18 protein-coding genes are annotated in these 16,901 nt (G+C 72.3%); 5 read left to right on the top strand and 13 right to left on the bottom strand.

Annotated elements, in window-relative coordinates; all coding sequences use genetic code 11:
• Window positions 1-127: 127 nt before the first annotated feature.
• Window positions 128-1,639 carry a leucyl aminopeptidase gene (locus ACI8AP_RS11930; RefSeq protein WP_456589561.1) on the bottom strand — a complete coding sequence of 504 codons (1,512 nt, stop codon included), beginning with the start codon at window positions 1,637-1,639 and terminating at the stop codon, window positions 128-130.
• Window positions 1,640-1,892: 253 nt separating this feature from the next.
• On the opposite strand from ACI8AP_RS11930, the gene gcvT reads away from it, so the two are divergent.
• Window positions 1,893-3,011 (top strand): glycine cleavage system aminomethyltransferase GcvT, encoded by a 1,119-nt coding sequence (gene gcvT / locus ACI8AP_RS11925; protein ID WP_456589560.1) that lies wholly within the window; start codon window positions 1,893-1,895, stop codon window positions 3,009-3,011.
• 13 nt (window positions 3,012-3,024) lie between these two features.
• Here the strand turns inward: gcvT and ACI8AP_RS11920 are convergent, their stop codons facing one another.
• The 4 genes from ACI8AP_RS11920 to ACI8AP_RS11905 all read right to left on the bottom strand — a co-directional run bounded on the left by ACI8AP_RS11920 (window position 3,025) and on the right by ACI8AP_RS11905 (window position 5,413).
• On the bottom strand, window positions 3,025-4,164 hold the full coding sequence (locus ACI8AP_RS11920) for a YihY/virulence factor BrkB family protein (protein WP_456589559.1): 1,140 nt from the start codon (window positions 4,162-4,164) through the stop codon (window positions 3,025-3,027).
• An 87-nt stretch (window positions 4,165-4,251) separates the two neighbouring features.
• The gene (locus tag ACI8AP_RS11915; RefSeq protein ID WP_456589558.1) at window positions 4,252-4,524 is read right to left on the bottom strand and encodes a DUF4235 domain-containing protein; all 273 of its coding nucleotides are present in this window, start codon (window positions 4,522-4,524) and stop codon (window positions 4,252-4,254) included.
• Window positions 4,521-4,970 carry a DUF3618 domain-containing protein gene (locus tag ACI8AP_RS11910; RefSeq protein WP_456589557.1) on the bottom strand — a complete coding sequence of 150 codons (450 nt, stop codon included), beginning with the start codon at window positions 4,968-4,970 and terminating at the stop codon, window positions 4,521-4,523. Before ACI8AP_RS11910 ends, ACI8AP_RS11915 begins: the two co-directional genes overlap by 4 nt.
• Window positions 4,967-5,413, bottom strand: a complete 447-nt coding sequence (locus ACI8AP_RS11905) for a phage holin family protein (RefSeq protein WP_456589556.1) — start codon at window positions 5,411-5,413, stop codon at window positions 4,967-4,969. Before ACI8AP_RS11905 ends, ACI8AP_RS11910 begins: the two co-directional genes overlap by 4 nt.
• Before the next feature lie 123 nt (window positions 5,414-5,536).
• Here ACI8AP_RS11905 and ACI8AP_RS11900 point away from each other — a divergent pair, with 123 nt between their 5' ends.
• Window positions 5,537-5,749 (top strand): hypothetical protein, encoded by a 213-nt coding sequence (locus ACI8AP_RS11900; protein ID WP_456589555.1) that lies wholly within the window; start codon window positions 5,537-5,539, stop codon window positions 5,747-5,749.
• 39 nt (window positions 5,750-5,788) lie between these two features.
• Here the strand turns inward: ACI8AP_RS11900 and ACI8AP_RS11895 are convergent, their stop codons facing one another.
• Both ACI8AP_RS11895 and ACI8AP_RS11890 read right to left on the bottom strand, forming a co-directional pair.
• Window positions 5,789-6,772, bottom strand: coding sequence for an aldo/keto reductase family protein (locus tag ACI8AP_RS11895; RefSeq protein ID WP_456589554.1), 984 nt, complete (start codon window positions 6,770-6,772; stop codon window positions 5,789-5,791).
• A 98-nt stretch (window positions 6,773-6,870) separates the two neighbouring features.
• The gene (locus ACI8AP_RS11890; RefSeq protein ID WP_456589553.1) at window positions 6,871-7,488 is read right to left on the bottom strand and encodes a DUF3043 domain-containing protein; all 618 of its coding nucleotides are present in this window, start codon (window positions 7,486-7,488) and stop codon (window positions 6,871-6,873) included.
• A gap of 152 nt (window positions 7,489-7,640) precedes the next feature.
• Here ACI8AP_RS11890 and ACI8AP_RS11885 point away from each other — a divergent pair, with 152 nt between their 5' ends.
• On the top strand, window positions 7,641-7,988 hold the full coding sequence (locus ACI8AP_RS11885) for a HesB/IscA family protein (protein WP_456589552.1): 348 nt from the start codon (window positions 7,641-7,643) through the stop codon (window positions 7,986-7,988).
• A 208-nt stretch (window positions 7,989-8,196) separates the two neighbouring features.
• On the opposite strand, the gene asnB is transcribed toward ACI8AP_RS11885, so the two are convergent.
• The 3 genes from asnB to ACI8AP_RS11870 are packed head-to-tail and all read right to left on the bottom strand — an operon-like array spanning window position 8,197 to window position 10,880.
• The gene (gene asnB / locus ACI8AP_RS11880; protein WP_456589551.1) at window positions 8,197-10,128 is read right to left on the bottom strand and encodes an asparagine synthase (glutamine-hydrolyzing); all 1,932 of its coding nucleotides are present in this window, start codon (window positions 10,126-10,128) and stop codon (window positions 8,197-8,199) included.
• Window positions 10,129-10,168: 40 nt separating this feature from the next.
• Window positions 10,169-10,525, bottom strand: coding sequence for a DUF3817 domain-containing protein (locus tag ACI8AP_RS11875; RefSeq protein ID WP_456589550.1), 357 nt, complete (start codon window positions 10,523-10,525; stop codon window positions 10,169-10,171).
• Window positions 10,515-10,880: a metalloprotease gene (locus ACI8AP_RS11870; protein ID WP_456589549.1), complete on the bottom strand. Its 366-nt coding sequence runs from the start codon at window positions 10,878-10,880 to the stop codon at window positions 10,515-10,517. The genes ACI8AP_RS11875 and ACI8AP_RS11870 overlap by 11 nt, the downstream gene beginning before the upstream one ends.
• Window positions 10,881-11,201: 321 nt before the next feature.
• Between ACI8AP_RS11870 and ctaC the strand changes: the two genes are divergently transcribed.
• Both ctaC and ACI8AP_RS11860 read left to right on the top strand, forming a co-directional pair.
• Entirely contained in the window at window positions 11,202-12,101 is a 900-nt protein-coding gene (ctaC, locus tag ACI8AP_RS11865; protein ID WP_456589548.1) for an aa3-type cytochrome oxidase subunit II, read from the top strand.
• 51 nt (window positions 12,102-12,152) lie between these two features.
• Window positions 12,153-12,557 (top strand): cytochrome c oxidase subunit 4, encoded by a 405-nt coding sequence (locus ACI8AP_RS11860; protein WP_456589547.1) that lies wholly within the window; start codon window positions 12,153-12,155, stop codon window positions 12,555-12,557.
• Between the two features lie 700 nt (window positions 12,558-13,257).
• Here the strand turns inward: ACI8AP_RS11860 and qcrB are convergent.
• The 3 genes from qcrB to qcrC are packed head-to-tail and all read right to left on the bottom strand — an operon-like array spanning window position 13,258 to window position 16,897.
• Window positions 13,258-14,943, bottom strand: a complete 1,686-nt coding sequence (qcrB, locus tag ACI8AP_RS11855; protein WP_456589546.1) for a cytochrome bc1 complex cytochrome b subunit — start codon at window positions 14,941-14,943, stop codon at window positions 13,258-13,260.
• Window positions 14,943-16,055, bottom strand: a complete 1,113-nt coding sequence (gene qcrA / locus ACI8AP_RS11850) for a cytochrome bc1 complex Rieske iron-sulfur subunit (RefSeq protein WP_456589545.1) — start codon at window positions 16,053-16,055, stop codon at window positions 14,943-14,945. Before qcrA ends, qcrB begins: the two co-directional genes overlap by 1 nt.
• The gene (gene qcrC / locus ACI8AP_RS11845) at window positions 16,052-16,897 is read right to left on the bottom strand and encodes a cytochrome bc1 complex diheme cytochrome c subunit (protein WP_456589544.1); all 846 of its coding nucleotides are present in this window, start codon (window positions 16,895-16,897) and stop codon (window positions 16,052-16,054) included. The genes qcrA and qcrC overlap by 4 nt, the downstream gene beginning before the upstream one ends.
• Window positions 16,898-16,901: the final 4 nt, after the last annotated feature.

Below are 16,901 nucleotides of genomic sequence, written 5' to 3'. Positions count from 1 at the left end.
GGGGGGCGGCGCGGGGGGGGGCGCCCCCGGCCCGGCGGCGGGGGGCCGGGGGCGGGGGGGCCCCGCCCCCCCCCCCCCCCCCCCCCCCCCAGCACCCCGTTTGATCAGGTCACCTGATCATCAGAGGTCAGTCGGCGATGAGGGCCTCGATGGTGGCGAGCAGGGTGCGGACCGGGACGCCGGTCCCGCCCTTCGGCGTGTAACCCCAGGGCGCCGAGGTGTTGTAGCTCGGGCCGGCGATGTCGATGTGCGCCCACGGCAGCCCGGCCGGCACGAACTCGGCGAGGAAGTGCCCGCCGACGAGCATCCCGCCCATGCGGTCGGTGTTGGCGTTGACGAAGTCCGCGACCGTCGAGTCGATCCCCTTCCGGAGCTCCGGCGGCAGCGGCATCGGCCACATCGACTCGCCGCTGCGGTCCGCCGCGGCGATGACCGCGTCGCGCAGGTCGTCGCTGCCCATCACGCCCGAGGTGCGGGCGCCGAGGGCGACCATCTGCGCGCCGGTGAGGGTGGAGGTCTCCAGCAGGACGTCGGGGGAGTCCTCGGCCGCGCGGGCGATCGCGTCGGCCAGCACGACCCGCCCCTCGGCGTCGGTGTTGGTGATCTCGGCCTTCTTGCCGTTGCGGAAGGTGATCACGTCGGCCGGGCGGTAGGCCGTGCCGCTGGGCAGGTTCTCCGCCATCGGCACGGTCGCGACGACCTCGACCGGCAGCCCCAGCTGTGCCACGAGGCACACGGTGGCGATCACGGCCGCGGCGCCGGCCATGTCGCTCTTCATGTCCTCCATCTTCGCGGCGGGCTTGATCGAGATGCCGCCGCTGTCGAAGGTGATGCCCTTGCCCACCAGCGCGACCTTCTTGCGCGCGCCCGCGCCGGCGTAGGCCAGGCGCAGCAGGCGCGGCTTGCGGGTGGACCCGCCCCCGACGGCGAGGATGCCGCCGTACCCGCCGGCCGCCAGTGCGTCCTCGTCGAGGATCTCCGCCGTGAGCCCGAGCTTCTCGCCGGCGGCGGCACCGCGGGCGGCCAGCTCGGCCGGGTACAGGTCGTTCGGCGGGGTGTTCACCAGGTCGCGCACGAGGGCGACGGCGTCGGCGACGGCGCGGACGCGGCGCAGGGCCGCCTCGGCGGCACCGGCGCCGGGCACGACGATGGTGAACTCGCTCGGCGGGGCCGGGCGGTCGGCGGGCAGCTGCGACTTGTAGGCGGTGAACTCGTACGCACCCAGCAGGGACCCCTCGCCGACGGCGTGCAGCCGCTCGGCGTCGGGCGTCCCGCCCACGGCGGCCAGGAGGCTCACCACCGAGCGCCGGCCGCGCAGCGCGCGGCTGGCCGCACCGGCGGCCCGGCGCACGGCCTCGGCGCGGTAGCCGCCGGACGGCTCGGGCGCGCCCAGGCCCACGACGGCGACGACCGGGAAGGGCCCCTGGCCGAACGAGGGCAGGCGGGTCACCTCGTCCTCGGCGCCGCGGGCGCCCAGGTCGGTCAGCGCGGGGAGCAGGCGGCCGCCGAGCAGGCGGTCGAGCGCCTCCGCGCCGGGTGTCGGGAGCGGCCCGTCGGGCCCCTTGCCGACGGCGACGACGACGGCGTCGCCGGTCAGCTTCTCGAGCGGGTGGTCGGTGGCGGAGATCGTCGGCGGCACCCATCGATCCTAGAAGGACCCCGTCGCCCCCCAGCACTCGCTCCGCCCGCGCCGGGTCCCTGCGACGGGGCCGTTCCAGCACGTCGCCGGGCTCGCGCCGGGTCCCTGCGACGGGGCCGTTCCAGCACGTCGCCGGGCTCGCGCCGGGTTCCTGCGACGGGGCCGTTCCAGCACGTCGCCGGGCTCGCGCCGGGTTCCTGCGACGGGGCCGTTCCAGCACGTCACCATGCGGGGCCGCGCTAGCGTCCCTCCCGTGACCCCGCTGACCTCGCCCCTCCACGACCGGCACGTCGCCGCCGGAGCCAAGCTCGCCGACTTCAGCGGCTGGTCGATGCCGATCGAGTACGCCGGCGGGGGTGTTCTCGCCGAGCACGCCGCCGTCCGGGAGGGCGTGGGGCTGTTCGACGTCTCCCACCTGGGCACCGGCACGGTCCGCGGGCCGGGCGCCGCCGCGTTCGTCGACTCCTGCCTGACCAACGACCTGTCCCGCATCGGGCCTGGCCAGGCGCAGTACACGATGTGCTGCGTGCCCGACGGCGAGGCCGGCGCCGGGGGAGTGGTGGACGACCTGATCGTCTACCTGCACGGGCCGGACGACGTCCTGCTGGTGCCCAACGCGGCGAACGCCGCCGAGGTGCTCGGCCGGCTCGCCGACATCGCTCCGGCGGGCGTCGCGGTGGCGGACCGGCACACCGAGGTCGCCGTCCTGGCCGTGCAGGGCCCGCGGTCGCTGCAGGTGCTGGAGCTGCTCGGCGTCCCGGGCGAGATCGGCTACATGTCGTTCGTGACGGGCACCGGGGGGGCCGGCGCCGAGGTGACCGTGTGCCGCACCGGCTACACCGGCGAGCACGGCTACGAGCTCCTCGTCGGCGCCGACCGGGCGGGGGAGATGTGGGACGCCCTGCTGGAGGCGGGGCAGGACCTCGGCATCCGGCCGTGCGGACTCGGTGCGCGGGACACGCTGCGGACCGAGATGGGATACCCGCTGCACGGGCACGAGCTCTCCCGCGAGATCAGCCCCGTCCAGGCCCGCGCCGGCTGGGCCGTCGGCTGGCGCAAGCCGGCATTCTGGGGGCGCGCGGCCCTGCTGGCCGAGAAGGAGGCGGGCCCGACCCGGCTGCTCTGGGGCCTGAAGGCGACCGGGCGCGGGATCCCGCGCCCGGGCATGGCGGTGCTCGGCGCCGACGACGCCCGCGTGGGCGAGGTGACCAGTGGGACCTTCTCGCCGACGCTGCGGACGGGCATCGGGCTGGCGCTGCTGGACACCGCCGCCGGTGTGGTCGAGGGCGACCGGCTCGCCGTCGACGTCCGGGGTCGTCGGGAAGCCGTCGAGGTCGTGCGCCCGCCCTTCGTGCCCTCGCACGTGCGCTGAGCCGGACCGCTCGCTAGGGCGCGTTCTTGCGGGTGGGGTCGCTGTCGCCCTTCTCCGGCTCGGCCTTGGCCGGCAGCGTGTCGGCCTTCACCGCGTCCCGCTCACCCATCGGCAGCGGCTCGCCGTCGGTGGTGTCCATCCCGGTCTGGTGCTCGGCCTCGGAGTTGATCTCCGCGCCGAGGAGGACCAGGTAGCAGGTCAGGTACAGCCACAGCATCAGGACGATGACGCCGGCGATCGCGCCGTAGGTCTCGTTGTAGGAGCCGAAGTTGTTGACGTAGAAGCTGAAGCCCAGGCTCACCACCGCCCACACCAGGGTGACGACGACCGAGCCGAGGCTCACCCACCGCAGCCGCGGCGCGTCCCGGTCGGGGGCGACCCGGTAGAGGACGGCCAGCGATCCGCTGACGACGAGCAGCAGCAGGACCCAACGGGCGATCTGGGCGAGCACGCTCGCGACCCCGCCCAGCGGCAGCGCGTCCAGCACGAACGGGACGACGGCGACCAGGCCGATGGTCAGGACGACGAAGACGATCGCACCGAGGGTCAGGGCCAGCGAGAGCGCGCGGAGCTTCAGGAAGTTGCGGGTCTCGACCTCGTCGTAGGCGATGTTCACCGCCTTGACCAGGTTGTTCACGCCGCCGGAGGCGGTCCAGAGCGCGGCGAGGATCGACAGGACGAGGCCCCAGGTGAGCGCGCCACCGGCGTCGGTGATGTTGGCGACCTGGGCCTCGATGAGCGCACGGGCGTCCTCGGGGAGCCCGGTGGTCAACTCCTGGACCTGGGCGGCGGCCTGCTCGCGGGAGACGACCAGGCCGTAGATGGAGATCAGCGCCAGGAGCGCCGGGAAGATCGACAGGAAGCCGAAGAACGCCACCCCGCCGGCGATGATCGGCATGTTGTCGGCGTTGTTCTCCGCCCAGGCGCGCTTGAGCACCTGCTTCCAGCCGCCGGCCGGGATCTGCAGCGGGTTCGCGGCCCGGATGCCCGGCAGCTGCTCGGGCGCGGGCGCGTCCGGCGGGAGCCGATCGGGGTCTCCGGACTGCGTGCCGCCGGCTGCGGATCTCGCCGCTGCTGCGCGTCGGGCCGCCTTCTCCTCGACCCGCTGGCGGATCCGGTCGACGGCGCTCTCCCGTGGCCGGGTGCCGGTCATGAGCTCTCCCTGGTGCTGGGCCGGCGACCGGCCGCGGGGTGGTGGGGTCGGCGGTGGCCGGGTGCGGTGCCCGGCCACCGCGCCGGGTCAGTCGCCCGGCCACGCCCCGGTGAGCTTGGTGAAGCCCTGCGCCCCCAGGCGGTCGATGGTCGCCTTGGTGGCCGCGAAGATCGCGCCCTGGAGCGCGGCCGAGACGACGATCTCCCACATCGGGTACTCGCCCTGCAGCGCGTCCGGTGCGTCGTCCTCGCCGCTGATGCGCTTCCACACCTGCTTGAAGACCGCACCCGACACGGCACCGGCCGCGATACCCGCCGCCAGGCCGATCGGCCGGTAGGCGAGCTTGGCTCCCTTGCTCAACGCTTCCTCCTCGCATCCCGACGGGCCTGCTTCTCGGCCCGCTTGGCAGCCTTCCGCGCGGCGGCACGCCGGGCGGCCAGTTCCCGGCGCGCCCGCTTGGCCTCGCGCCTGCGGCCCACGCGCGCACCGACCAGGAGCTCCTCGGTGCTGGCCCGTCGCCGCGCGCGCCGCCGACGCCACAGCACTAGACCCACCAGACCGGCCAGCGCCGCGCCGGCGCCGGCGAACGCCGGGGGGCTCTCGCGGTAGGTCTCGACGGCGGTGTCCTTGGCCCGGGCGGCGCCCTCCTTGGCGCGGGCGGGCACGTCGAGGCGCTGGCTGAGCTCGTCGACCGTGCGGCCGAGCTGCTCGCGGGTCGCCTCGATGTCGGCCCGGATCTCGTCGGGCTGCGTCGGCCCGTTGCTGGACTGTGCGTCGTCGGGTCGCGACCCGCTGGGCGTGCTCACCGGCGTGCACTCTCCTTCACGGTCGTGATGTCGGCCTGGACGCTGGAGATGGCTTCCGTGGGCACCGGCGGGGATCCCTTCTGGACGTCCTTCTTGCCCACGAGGGCGAGGACGCCCGCGATGGCGAAGAGGACCAGGGTGACGATCAGCGCGGCCAGCCAGGCGGGCATGATCAGCGCCAGGGCGAGGATGGCGGTCGTGATGAGGGCGGCCAGCCCGAAGAAGGCGACGAGGCCGGCGGCCCCGAAGAGGCCGGCGCCGACGCCCAGTCTCTTCGCCTTCTGGGTCATCTCCACCTGGGCGAGGCGGGCCTCGTCCCGGACCAGGCGGCTGATCTGCTCGGTCAGCCGGCCGATCAACTCACCGGTGGATGCGTTCTGGGGCTCGGCGTCCACGGCCGCGCGGGTCGCGCCGGCCGTGGGGTCGGGGCGGGGTGTGCTCATCGGTCCTCCGGGTGGGCGGGGTCGATGCAGGTCCATGCCCCCGGCGGCGGGCCCGTAACCGGCGCCGTGATCACAGCCGGGGAACGATGCGCCCGGCGTGGCCCTCGCCACTAACCTGCCTGCATGAGCTGGCACTGGCGTCTCGAGGACCCCGCTGGATCCCCTCTCGACCCCGCGGCGGTGGGGGTGGAGGTGCCGGCGGCCGACAACCAGGGCGACGCGGAGTCGTGGCTGGGGGAGAACTGGCGGGAGCTGCTCGACCGCGGGGTGGCCACGGTGACCCTCTTCGACGGCGACGAGAAGGTCTACGGACCGATGGGGCTCGCCGCCACCTGACCCTCCACGTGAGGTGGAGGGTCAGGTGGTGCGGCCTCCTCAGCCGCGGGCGGTCTTGGCGGGGTCCCGTTCCACGACGTCCCCGAGGACCTCGTCGATCCTGGCCATGACGTCGTCATCCAGGCGGACGCCGGCGGCCTTGACGTTGTCGTGCACCTGCTCCGGGCGCGTCGCGCCGATGATGGCGGCGGCGACGTTGCCGTTCTGCAGCACCCAGGCGAGCGCCAGCTGGGCCATCGACAGCCCGAGGTCCTCGGCGATCGGCCGCAGCTGCTGCACCCGGCCGAGGATGTCGTCGGTCATGAACCCCTGCATCGACCGCCCGGCCTCGGTGTGACCGGCCCGGCTGTCGGCGGGCGGCTGCTCGCCCGGCCGGTACTTGCCGGTGAGGATGCCCTGCGCCAGCGGCGACCAGACGATCTGGGAGAGCCCTTCCTTCTCCGACGTCGGCACCACCTCGGCCTCGATGACCCGCCAGAGCATCGAGTACTGCGGCTGGTTGCTGATCAGCTGGATGCCGAGTTCGCGGGCCAGCGCTGCGCCGGACGCGATCTGCTCGGCGTTCCACTCGGAGACGCCGATGTAGAGGGCCTTGCCCGACCGGACCAGGTCGGCGAAGGCGGTCATCGTCTCCTCGAGCGGCACCGTCGGGTCGTAGCGGTGGGCCTGGTACAGGTCGACGTAATCGGTCTGCAGCCGCCGCAGCGAGGCGTGGCAGCTCTCGATGACGTGCTTGCGACCCAGCCCGCGGTCGTTGCGGCCGGGACCGGTGGGCCAGTAGACCTTGGTGAAGAGCTCGATCGACTCCCGGCGGTGGCCGGCGAGCGCCGTCCCGAGGACGGTCTCGGCGCGGGTGCCGGCGTAGACGTCGGCGGTGTCGAACGTCGTGATCCCGGCGTCCAGGGCGGCCCGGACGCAGGCGTGCGCGGCGTCCTCCTCCACCTGCCCGCCGTGGGTCAGCCAGTTGCCGTACGCGATCTCGGAGATGGTCAGGCCGGAGCGGCCGAGGCGTCTGAATTCCACGGACCGCGACGTTAGGCGCCGCGCCCGACCACCGCCCGATGGCCCCCTCCAGGGGCCCACCCCGAGCGTGCGAGGGGTGGGGAGGAGGGGGTCCTCTTTCAGACCTCGGCGCCCAGCGGGACCTCGGGCTTGGGGAAGCGCCACCGGCGGATCATGGTCGACCGGCTGATGCCGTACCAGACCAGGCCCTTCATCTTGTGGTCCCCGTCGGGGAACCGCTCGCGGACGGTGCGCTTGATCTTCCGCCCGAGCACCACCGAGTCCATGATCAGCAGCAGGAAGAAACCGAGCAGCAGGAAGCTCGTGTAGCTCTTCACCGCCATGCTGGGCACGAAGGTGCCGATGAGGGCCAGCGCGGCGATGGCCAGGAAGAAGCTGCCGATGTTGCGGCGGCTGTCGACGAGGTCGCGCACCAGCTTGCGCTCCGGGCCGCGGTCGCGGGCGGGCAGGTACTCCGTCTCACCGCGGGCGATGCCCTGGCGGGCCTCTGCGCGGCGCAGCGCCTGCTGCTCGCGCATGCGCTTGTAGGCCTCCTTGCGGGTGGTGGGCGGCGGCGGGGGAGGGCCCTGCCGCCGGCCCTGCGCCTCGTTGCGCTTCGGCGTCGGCCGGCCCTTGCCGCCGGCCTTCACCAGCTGCCCGGTCAGCTCGCCGTCGTCGCCGGGCGCGGCGGTGGTCGTCTCGGCATGGTCACGGCGGCCGGGCAGGCGGAGCTTCACGGCCCGGAAGTCTACGTGTGTGAGCAACGGAGCCCCGGACGTCGCGCTCGGAGCCGTACAGTGGGTGCGCACGGGAAGCGGAGCCGTTCCGACGGCGTTCGTCCGCGGCAGGACGCGCCTACGCGGACACCCCGGAGGGAGAGGACAGAAATATGACGGTGCAGGACACCACGGCCACCGGCGTCGTGCTCAGCGACGCGGCGGCAGCCAAGGTCAAGGCACTGCTGGACCAGGAGGGCCGCGACGACCTCCGGCTGCGCATCGCCGTCCAGCCCGGTGGCTGCTCCGGCCTGCGGTACCAGCTCTTCTTCGACGAGCGGTTCCTCGACGGTGACCAGACCTACGACTTCGACGGCGTCGAGGTCATCGTCGACCGGATGAGCGGTCCCTACCTCGGCGGCGCGGTCATCGACTTCGTCGACACCATCGAGAAGCAGGGCTTCACCATCGACAACCCCAACGCGCAGGGCTCCTGCGCGTGCGGCGACTCCTTCAACTGACGAAGGACCCCTCTGCCCCGCCGCTCGCGGCGGGGCAGAGGGGGCGTACGAGGCCCGGTTCCCCTTCTGGGGAACCGGGCCTCGTGGTGTTCGCGGGCACCGGTCATGACGAGGGGAGGCCCGGAGTGTCCGCGCGGGCGTGACGAAACGGCTCCACGTGATCGGGGGACGGCACGTGGCCGCGGTGCGATCGGCGAGGATCGCGGTGTCAGAGCCGGACGGGGTAGACCGTCTCCGGGATCTCGGGCGTGATCCGCTCCTCGACGAAGATGCCGTGCCAGACCATGAAGACCAGCAGGGTCCACAGCTTGCGGGAGTGGTCGACCGGTGAGCCGGCGCGCTGGTTCTGCCGGTGGGCGGTGAGCATGGCCAGGACCTGCTGCTTGTCCAGCCACTCGTCGGTCTGGCTGTCCTCGATGATCTGCCGGGCCCAGTCGTGCAGGTCCTCGGCCAGCCAGTGGCGGGTGGGGACCGGGAAGCCGAGCTTGCGGCGGTTCAGCACGTGCGGCGGCACGATCTGCTCCAGCGCACGCCGCAGGGCGTACTTCGTCGTCTCCTTGGTGACCCGCTGGTCCACCGGGATGGTCGAGGCCACCCGGAAGACCTCGGGGTCGAGGAACGGGACGCGCAGCTCCAGCGAGTTGGCCATGGTCATCTTGTCGGCCTTGACCAGGATGTCGCCGCGCAGCCAGGTGAAGAGGTCGACGTACTGCATCGCGGTGACGTCGTCGTAGCCGGCGGCGCGGGTGCGCTCGTACAGCTCCCGGGTGACCGCGACGTGCGAGAGGTCCGGGTCGCGCTTCTCGAGGAAGGTCAGCTCCTCGTCCCGGAAGATCCGCGCGTTGCCGTAGTAGCGCTGCTCCAGCGGGATCGAGCCGCGCCGCAGCAGGTCCTTGCCCCGCATCCCGTCGGGCAGCTTCGTCGACAGCGTGCCGAGGGCACGGCGGAGACCTCGCGGCAGCCGGTCGAAGGCGGCCAGGGACAGCGGCTCCCGGTAGATGTTGTAGCCGCCGAACAGCTCGTCCGCCCCCTCGCCCGAGAGCACCACCTTGACGTGCTTGCGCGCCTCGCGGGCGACGAAGTACAGCGGCACGAGCGCCGGGTCGGCGACCGGGTCGTCGAGGTACCAGACCACCAGGGGGATCGACTCGGCGAACTCCTGCGCCGTGACGACCGTGGTGATGTGCTCCACCCCGATCGCGGCCGCGGACTCGGCGGCGACGTCGATCTCGGAGAAGCCCTCGCGCTCGAAGCCGACGGTGAACGTCCTCAAGTCGGGGTTGTAGCGCTTGGCCAGCGCCGCGATCGCGGTGGAGTCGATGCCACCGGAGAGGAACGAGCCGACGGTGACGTCGGCCCGCATGTGCACGCGGACGGAGTCGTCGAGGACCTCGGCGATCCGGTCGTACAGCGCCTGCTGCTCGTCCTTCGCCACCGGCCGGAGCGGGAAGTCCGGGTGGAAGTACCGCTGCGTGGTGAGCTCGCCGTCGGCGACGGTGAAACTGGTGCCGCTCTCGATCCGCCGGATCCCCCGGTGCAGGGTCGCGGGCTCCGGGACGTACTGCAGCGTCAGGTAGTGCTGCAGGGACGCACCGTCCACACCCCCGGCGGCGACGCTGCCGCCGAGGAGCTCCAGCAGCGCCTTCTTCTCGGAGGAGAAGGCGATGGCCCCGTCGGCGAGGCGGGTGGTGAACAACGGCTTGATGCCGAAGGGGTCGCGCGCGCCGAACACGGTGCGGGTCTGGCTGTCCCAGATCACGAACGAGAACATCCCGCGCAGCCGGGTGACGACGTCCTGTCCCCAGAGGTGGAACCCGGCCACGATCGCCTCGGTGTCGCCCTCCGTGGCGAAGGTGGCGCCCGCCGCGGCCAGCTCCTCGCGCAGCTCGAGGTAGTTGTAGATCTCGCCGTTGAAGACGATGCGGTACCGGCCGTCGGCGTAGGGCATCGGCTGGTGGCTGTGCTCGATGTCGATGAACGACAGGCGGTTGAACCCGTAGACGACGCGGTCGTCGTGCCAGACCTCGTTCTCGTCCGGGCCGCGGTGGCGCAGACAGTGCAGGGCGCCACGGACGTCGGCGACGACGTCGTCGGTCACGCGGGGGGCGTCGGTGGAGAAGTAGGCGAGCAGGCCACACATGGGGCGCGGGACTCCGGGGGTCGGGGGAGGGGTGGCCAGGTCAGACGCGCTCGCCGGCGCGGGTCTTCGCGGTCGCCTTCCGCTCGGCGAAGAACGACAGCACCGGCACGGTGCCGGCGACCAGCGTGAGCACGGTGCCCTTGAACGTCCAGCGGGCGCGGATCGCCAGGTCGACGGTGGCCAGGAAGAAGAGCCCGTACAGGAAACCGTGCGCGGTGCCGAGCACCGCCGACGGCTCCGGGATGCCGGCGAGGTGGTTGAGCGGCACCGCCACGAAGATCAGCAGGATGAGCAGCACGCCCACCACCCAGGCCATGGCCCGGTAGCGCTGCAGCGCCGCTCCGATGCTGCGGTCGTCCCCCCGCCCGGTCGGCGTGGCGGTCCGTTCAGCGGCCATTGCTGCTCCGTTGTCCGAGGGCCCGCTCGTTGAGCTCGGCGAGGTAGGCGTTGTAGGCGGCGAGCTCGGGGTCACCGGTGGTGTCGATGCGCGGGCGCTGGTAGAGCACGACCGCGTTGCCCGGCTGGTCGTCGTCCGGATCGCGGTGGAGCTCGATACGCACCATCCGCACGTAGAACCACAGCCCCATGAAGCCGTACAGCGGCCACTGGAGGGCGTAGCTCCAGTTGACGGCGCCGCCGCCGGCCTCGGCCTTGGAGAGCTGCCAGTAGCCGAGGAAGAAGGTGGCGACGAACAGGGCGACCACGAGCAGGTGCAGGAGCACCCATTTCGGGGTCAGCAGCCGGGAGAACACGGCACCGACTCTAACCGCCACCCAGGCGCGGCCGGTCCGCCCGCACCGGCGCGTCCCGCCGGGCGAGGGCGGCTGATGGGCGGCGGCCGGGTGGGGGGTGAAGCCGCGGACGGGCCGCGGTGGCGGCCGGGGGTGCCGCGCGCCCCGCGGGGAGCGGGCCCGCGACCCGCCGGACCGTCTCCGGTGGTCGGCCGCTGAGGCGGGTCGGCTAGTCTCGGCCCACACTGAGTCCGGCGTGGTTGCACTCTGCCGAGGACCGGTGGAGGGACCCGCTGGAGAGACCGCCCGGACGTCGGGCGGAGGACGAGGAGGCAGCGAGCAGTGGCTCGAGGCAGCAGGCTCGCGCGGCTGGCCGCGCTCGGTCTCCTGGGGGCGCTGACCCTCACCGGATGCGAGCTCGGCGACAGCGCATGGTGGGAGCGCAACTTCATCCGGTGGGGCTGGCCGGAGGGCGTCACCGACGAAGCCGAGGCGATGCGGGAGCTGTGGATCGGCTCCACCTGGGCCGCCCTGATCATCGGACTGGTCGTGTGGGCGCTGATCGCCTACACGGTGATCCGCCACCGCAAGAACAGCGACGAGCTGCCACGCCAGACGGCGTACAACCTGCCGCTGGAGATCGTCTACACGATCTTCCCCTTCCTGGTCATCGCGGGCCTCTTCTTCTTCACCATCACCACGCAGAACCGGGTGATGGAGCGCAGCGAGGACCCCGACGAGGTCATCGCCGTCAACGCCTTCAAGTGGAACTGGCAGTTCGTCTACCCCGAGACGGCGGGTCCGGACGGCGAGCCGGTCGACACGGTAGGGACGAGCACCGAGATCCCGATCCTCGTCGTGCCGACCGACCGGACCGTCCGGTTCGAGCTGGCCTCCGCCGACGTCATCCACTCCTTCTGGGTGCCGGAGTTCCTCTTCAAGCTCGACGTGATCCCGGGCAACGAGAACGGCCGGGACAACGTCTTCGAGGTGACCGTCCGCGAGGAGGGCGCCTACGTCGGCCGCTGCGCCGAGCTGTGCGGCACCTACCACGCCTACATGAACTTCGAGGTCCGCGCGGTGTCGGGCGACGACTACGACGCCTACCTGGCCGCCCGGGAATCCGGCCTGGGCACCTACGAGGCGCTCGAGGAGATCGGGCAGTCCGGCGTGGCCGGCACCACGACCCCGCTGGACCTGGTGCTGGACAAGACCGAGGAGCAGCTGCAGACCGGTGGCTGAGGTCCTCGCATCCGGTAACCGGACCCCCTACACGTACGAGGAGGCGCGGCCGTGAAGGTCGAGGCGCTGATCTTCAATCTGATCGCGGTGTTCTGCTTCGTGTCCGCGGTCGTCTACGGCTTCTGGGCGCGTGAACCCATCGGCACCACGGCGCTGACGCTCTCGGGTGGGCTCACGCTGCTCATCGGTGGCTTCTTCTGGTTCGTCTCCCGCCGGATCGACGCCCGTCCCGAGGACCGCAAGGACGCCGAGATCGCCGACGGCGCCGGTGAGCTGGGCTTCTTCAGCCCCGCCAGCTACTGGCCCTTCACGCTGGCGCTGTGCGCCGGCCTGATGGGTCTGGGCCTCGCGTTCTGGTACATCTGGCTGATCCTGCTGGCCACCATCGCGCTGCTGCTCGCCGTCGGCGGCCTGTTGTTCGAGTACTACGTGGGTCAGAACGCGCAGCAGAGCTGAGCCCTCTCCCCACCACCAGGGCCCCCTCCACCCGCAGCGGGTGGAGGGGGCCTTCGTCGTCCAGGGGTGCGGTGCGACGGCGCACAGTGGTTCCCCGGTGCCGTTCGGCCAGCTGGACGGCTGGAGCGGCCGCCACGGACGCCTGCCCGGGGATCACCTGCGCCCCGGCCGCCGGGTACCGGGGCCGTCGAGGGTTGCCGAGCCGGGGGGCAGCGGGTGTGGTGTGTCCGCGAGGTCCCAGCACCTCCGTGCGGTGGCCCCTCGGAGCGGCGGACGCGTCGCAGCCCCCCCGATCCGGCTCGTCGGCCCGCACCCTCTCGGCCGGGGCCGTGCCAGCTGGCGGCCGTGGGCGTGCTGGGGCCTGGCTGCCGCTAGCGGTGCGCCCGGCCGCCTGCCAGCCGGGCGGTGATCGGCCGAGGCGCCGCCGGACGCCGACGCGTCGACAGGGCGTGGCGGGGCCTGGCCCGGTCCGCTGCACCCGCCCGGCAGCGGAGTACCCCGGAGCGCCCGGTTGGTCGGTGACGGGCTGCGGGGGAGCGGTGGGAAGCCCGATGGCCACGCAGGGCGCGGGTGACCTCGGGTGGTCGTCCCCGCGCCGGCTGCGGGTCGGCAGTCGGCTGCCAGGTCGCGCCCCTGCCGGTCAGCAGATGCAGTAGGGCCCCGGTGGAGATTCCACCGGGGCCCTACTGTCAGACGCTGATCAGTCGCGCGGGTCCTGCGGGCGGCCGCCGTCGGACGGGCGCCCACCCTCGGACGGGCGTCCCGAGGTCGTCAGCTCCCGGTCCGACTCGCTGGCCGAGAGCCCGCGGCCCTCGCCGCGCTGCTCGATCTCGACCGCCGTCGGTTCCTCCACGGGGGAGAAGAAACCGCGGATCGCGCGCCGTGCCGCACCGACCTGGTTCATCTTCTTCGGTACCGGAGCACCGCCGTAGGCGAGCTGCCCGTGGCCGTGGTGGTCCACCGGGCCGATCGGCTGGTGCACCTCGATGAACTCGCCGTGCGGCAGCCGCCGGATGACACCGGTCTCGATGCCGTGCTCGAGCACCTCGCGGTCGTGCTGCTGCAGACCCAGGCAGATGCGGTAGGTGATCACGTAGACGATCGGGGGCAGGAGGACCAGGCCGATCCGGCCCGCCCATGTCATCGCGTTGAGGCTGATGTCGAACTTGTCGGCGATCACGTCGTTCCCGCCCGACAGCAGAAGGATCACGTAGAACGCGATCGACATCATGCCCAGCGACGTCCGCACGGGCACGTCGCGGGGCCGCTGGAGCAGGTGGTGCGATGCGGTGTCACCCGTCAGCTTGCGCTCGATCATCGGGTAGAAGAGCAGCAGCATGAAGATGATGCCGGGCAGAACCGCCGTCGGCCAGAACAGCGCCGGGATCGTGTAGTCACCCGGCAGGTTCAGGTCCCATGCGGGGAACAGTCGGCTGGAGCCGTCCAGCCACATGATGTACCAGTCGGGCTGCGACGCGGCCGAGACCTGCGCCGGGTTGTACGGGCCCCACAGCCAGATCGGGTTGATCTGGGCCAGGCCACCGAGGGCCGCGCAGACCCCGAACACCACGAACAGCAGGCCGGTCGCCTTGCCCGCGAAGGTGGGGAAGAGTCGGTTGCCCACGACGTTGTGCTCGGTTCGCCCCGGTCCGGGGAACTGCGTGTGCTTCTGCTTGACGAGGACCAGCAGGTGCACGGCGATGAGCGCCAGCAGGATCGCCGGGATCAGCAGGACGTGCGCGATGTAGAGCCGGCCGATGATCAGCTCACCGATGTAGTCCCCGCCGAAGACCGCCCAGTGCACCCAGGTGCCCACGACCGGGATGGCCAGGATGATCGCCGACATGATCCGCAGACCGGTGCCGGAGAGCAGGTCGTCGGGCAGGGAGTAGCCCGAGAAGCCCTCGAGCAGCGCCAGGATCAGGATCACGACGCCGATGAGCCAGTTGCTCTCCCGCGGGCGGCGGAAGGCGCCGGTGAAGAAGATGCGCAGCAGGTGCACCACGATCGCCGCCACGAACAGCAGTGCGGCCCAGTGGTGCAGCTGGCGCATGAACAGGCCGCCGCGGACGTCGAAGGACAGGTCGAGGGCGGACGCGTAGGCGATCGACATGTCGAGCCCACGCAGCGGGTCGTAGGACCCGTCGTAGGTGACCTCGGTCATCGAGGCCTGGAAGAAGAAGGTCAGGTACGTGCCCGACAGCAGCAGGATGATGAAGCAGTAGAGCGCGATCTCGCCGAGGAGGAAGGACCAGTGGTCGGGGAAGACCTTGTTGAGGGTCCGCCGGACGGGTCCGGCGACGATCATGCGGTCGTCGAACTCGAGCGCGGCCTTGCCGAGCCGCGTCGTCGGGGCCCCCGGCGCCGTGGCGGTGCGAGCTGCCATCAGATGCGCTCCCGGTTCCAGTACGTGGGGCCGACGGCCTCAGGGTAGTCACTGCGGGCGACGAAGAATCCTTCGTCGTCCACGGTGATGGGCAGTTGCGGCAGTGAGCGGGTGGCCGGGCCGAAGACCGGCTTGGCGCCCTGCGTCACGTCGAACATCGACTGGTGGCAGGGGCACAGGATGCGGCTGGTCTCCTGCTCGTAGAGCGACACCGGGCAGCCGGCGTGCGTGCAGATCTTGGAGTAGGCGACGTAGTCGCCGTAGCCGTAGTCGGCGTGCCCCTCGCGCGGGCGCAGCGACTGGATCTGCTCGGGGCGCAGCCGGATGAGCATGGTGGGCGCATCGGTCTGCCGGTTGCCGCCGGGGACGGCCGGGAAGACCGTCTCCAGCGAGCCGGGTTCCTGGTCGCCGGGCCGGACCGGACTGCCGTCGTAACGGACCAGGCGGACGCCCTCGGCCCACGCGGTGCGCCCGAGCACGTTCCCGGTGCTCGGGTTGTTGATCAGCCCGCCGAGCGGCGCCAGCAGCATGACGCCGACGCCGGCGCCCATGAAGCCGAGCGACCGGGTGATCAGCTTGCGCCGGGGAAGCCCGCTGTTGTGGTACCCGCCGACCAGCGTGGCGCCGGTCGTGACCCGATCGAAGTGCGAGCCGTCGTGCTTGTCCTGGACGGCGGTCTCGTGGGGGAGCAGCTTCTTGGTGTAGAGGACCAGGCCCACGCCCACCAGCGTCAGGGACAGCCCCATGCACAGGCCCAGGAGCGGGGTGAACAGGGCACTCCAGGTGCTCCCCTCCTCGGCCCAGGACCACTCGGGGAGGAACCAGCCGGAGCCGACGTACACCACGAGGAACAGGAAGGCGAAGACCCCGGCGAGGGCGAACGTCCAGCCGACCTGGCGCACCGCCCGCCGCTCCATGGCGGACCCCGGTTCCGGGCCCGGGTCGACGTGGAGGATCTCCACGCCGTCGTACCGCGCGCCGAGCAGGTCGAGCTCCTCACGGCTCATCGCCGCGAGCTGCTCGGGGGTGTAGTCGTCGTCCGGGCCGCCGTGCAGCGGCCCTTCGGTGTCCGCGCCGCCGGCCGAGCCGGGGCGGGTGTCGCGCGTGCTCACGCCTTGCTCCCCATCCAGAAGATGCCCAACATCAGGGCACTGACGCCGACGACCCAGATGACCACGCCCTCGGCGGCCGGCCCCAGCCGGCCGACGCCCGCGCCGCCCGGGTCGGCCATGTTCGTGATGGTCTGGACGTAGGCGATGATCGAGCGCTTCTCCTCCGGCGACAGCTGGTTGTCCCCGAACACCGGCATGTTCTCCGGGCCGGTCAGCATCGCCGTGTAGATCTCCAGGTCGGTCGCGTCGTGCAGGCTCGGGGCGTACTTCCCCGAGGAGAGGGCGCCGCCCTCGCCGACGAAGTTGTGGCAGGACGCGCAGTTGAGCCGGAACAGCTCACCGCCCATGGCGAGGTCCCCGTTGCGCAGGTCTCCGGAGGGCAGCGTCGGCCCGCCGCCGTTGGCCTGCACGTAGGCCATCAGCTGGTCGATCTCCTCGTCGGAGAACACCACGGGCTTGTCCGGCGCCTGGGCCTCCTGGCGCACCAGCGGCATGCGCCCGGTGTGCACCTGGAAGTAGACCGAGGCCTCACCGACGCCGATCAGCGACGGGCCGCGGTTGGGCACGCCCTCGAGGTTCGAGCCGTGGCAGGAGATGCAGCTGCGCTCGTACAGCTCGCGCCCGGCCGCCTCGGCCGCCGACTCGGTCTGCGTGCCGGCCGGAGCGGCCTGCGCCGGCGCGAACACCGAGTACAGCGCCCCGGTGAGGATCAGCGAGGCCATCAGGCCGGCGACGTTGGCGAGACGACGGCGGTGCTTGGACCTCCGTCGCGCGCGGGCCCGCTGGTCCGGGCTCGCGGCGTCGGCGAGCGGGGCGTCGGGGTGAGGGTTCGTGGTGGACACCGGT

It is taken from the genome of Blastococcus sp. SYSU DS1021 (genome assembly GCF_054050995.1).
Note: the sequence above shows the minus strand (reverse complement) of the source record. Positions and strands in the feature narration are given on the sequence as shown.

Bases quoted from the DNA above. Each gene is read 5' to 3' on its own strand.
- ACI8AP_RS11875 (WP_456589550.1), bottom strand. From the start codon at position 10,525: ATGGCCGCTGAACGGACCGCCACGCCGACCGGGCGGGGGGACGACCGC.
- ACI8AP_RS11900 (WP_456589555.1), top strand. From the start codon at position 5,537: ATGAGCTGGCACTGGCGTCTCGAGGACCCCGCTGGATCCCCTCTCGAC.
- ACI8AP_RS11885 (WP_456589552.1), top strand. From the start codon at position 7,641: ATGACGGTGCAGGACACCACGGCCACCGGCGTCGTGCTCAGCGACGCG.
- asnB (WP_456589551.1), bottom strand. From the start codon at position 10,128: ATGTGTGGCCTGCTCGCCTACTTCTCCACCGACGCCCCCCGCGTGACC.
- ACI8AP_RS11905 (WP_456589556.1), bottom strand. From the start codon at position 5,413: ATGAGCACACCCCGCCCCGACCCCACGGCCGGCGCGACCCGCGCGGCC.
- qcrB (WP_456589546.1), bottom strand. From the start codon at position 14,943: ATGGCAGCTCGCACCGCCACGGCGCCGGGGGCCCCGACGACGCGGCTC.
- ACI8AP_RS11920 (WP_456589559.1), bottom strand. From the start codon at position 4,164: ATGACCGGCACCCGGCCACGGGAGAGCGCCGTCGACCGGATCCGCCAG.